The following is a 1,578-nucleotide window of genomic DNA, read 5'->3' on the forward strand; positions in this document are numbered from 1 at the left end:
CATATGATATTGCATCCACTGACATTATGATTGTTTTTACTTTGAAATAACATTTGCAATGTAGCAACATAATATAAAACACAAACACACAAAAACAAAACAAAACACATGCACAGAACGAACTAAAGCAATAAATGTTTATCTGCTACTGTTGATGAATGTTTTAAATACATCATACATAGCGAGATATAACATTTGTTTTCTAGCGACACGTAATGGATGACGACGTAAAGGGATTAAACGATGAATACAAAACAGAACATCACACATACGTGAACGAAGAAAACTACATCTATGATTACTATCCAAATTACGAAACACAAGATGGAGCGGTATACCAGTTATACACATACACATGTACGGATCGACATAACCTTTACGACGCGTACGGCCAACAGACAAATTACTAATAGAACGTGTAACACTATGACGAGTAGCAACACTAGAACGAGAATAAGGAAAAACAGAAGAAAACAATGTAGGAAATGATTTGAATGTAGAAAAAATATTATCAGCATGAGTGTTATTAACTTGTTTGTTTAAATGTCCCTGGTGGGAAACAGCATCATTACTGGTGGATTTCTTCTTTTTGTTTTTTCTTTTGTTTTTCTTTTTCTTTTTTCTATTAGCCTCACATGCTGGTATAAATGGCCCATTATCAATGATATCCAGTTGTTCATAAATTAAATTATTGTTGATAGGTACAGCGATGGCATTGTGAGTTAACGTTGTAGGTGTAGGTTCGACGGTTATAGGATTAGTAGATATAAGTTGCACAGAAGAAGAAGCGGTAGATACGGAGGAAGAAGAACAGGATATAGATGGATTAACAGGATCTGGTGTAAATATAGGAGAATCATCATTGAAAGAAAATGTAGGTTTGTTAGGAGTGACAGATGCAGATATAGATGTAGATTTAGATGAAAGTTGTATAGGAGATGTAGATACAGAAGGAGAACTAAAATTTAATTTTTTCACAGGAGAGGATAAACTTATATCAGAATTTTTAGATATATTTAATTTAGGAGAAAAAGAACAGCATAGTTTATTTCTTTTTGTAGAATGGAACGATGATTGTATTGCAGTAGTATTGGTAGATAATAGAGGAGAAGGTAGAAGAGGATGACATTTACAAAGGCATGTACATGTGTATAAACTGGGTAACAAAATAGCATGTGGTGCTAAACAACAATGACAGGAATTGGAAAATGTGGAAATAGGAGAAGAACAAAATGTAGTATGAGAATTATTATTGTTAGTAGAAACAGGAAGAGAAGAAATATTAGAGGAAGAAGAATTGGAAGAAGAAGAGGAAAAAGAAGAAAAAACAGGAAAATTTTGTTTTGTTGTAGAATTGGGAGATAAAACAGTATTGGAAGAAGATAAATTTGATATTGCTGGATTGACTGAAAAAGCCTGAATAATTTGAACACATTGAGATAACACGTATATAACAGAGTTTAAAATAGCATGATTGGAAATACCAGCATGAACAGTAGATAATAACAATGGAGAAGAATTACAGGGAGAGACAGACAAACCGCCAGTCAAATCATAGCCAAAATTTGAATTTTGACC

At 32.8% G+C, this 1,578-nt stretch carries 3 protein-coding genes; 2 read left to right on the top strand and 1 reads right to left on the bottom strand.

The features are described 5' to 3' along the window. Window positions 1-138 precede the first annotated feature (138 nt). The gene (locus tag Q7V20_RS11115) at window positions 139-777 is read right to left on the bottom strand and encodes a hypothetical protein (protein WP_304790650.1); all 639 of its coding nucleotides are present in this window, start codon (window positions 775-777) and stop codon (window positions 139-141) included. 85 nt (window positions 778-862) lie between these two features. Here Q7V20_RS11115 and Q7V20_RS11120 point away from each other — a divergent pair, with 85 nt between their 5' ends. Both Q7V20_RS11120 and Q7V20_RS11125 read left to right on the top strand, forming a co-directional pair. Next, complete coding sequence (locus Q7V20_RS11120; RefSeq protein ID WP_304790653.1) at window positions 863-1,126, top strand: hypothetical protein; 264 nt, start codon at window positions 863-865, stop codon at window positions 1,124-1,126. Window positions 1,127-1,252: 126 nt separating this feature from the next. Next, window positions 1,253-1,420, top strand: coding sequence for a hypothetical protein (locus Q7V20_RS11125; RefSeq protein ID WP_304790656.1), 168 nt, complete (start codon window positions 1,253-1,255; stop codon window positions 1,418-1,420). The last annotated feature ends 158 nt before the right edge of the window (window positions 1,421-1,578 follow it).

The sequence above is a fragment of the Aquabacterium sp. genome, assembly GCF_030652515.1.
GTDB lineage: Bacteria > Pseudomonadota > Gammaproteobacteria > Burkholderiales > Burkholderiaceae_C > Aquabacterium.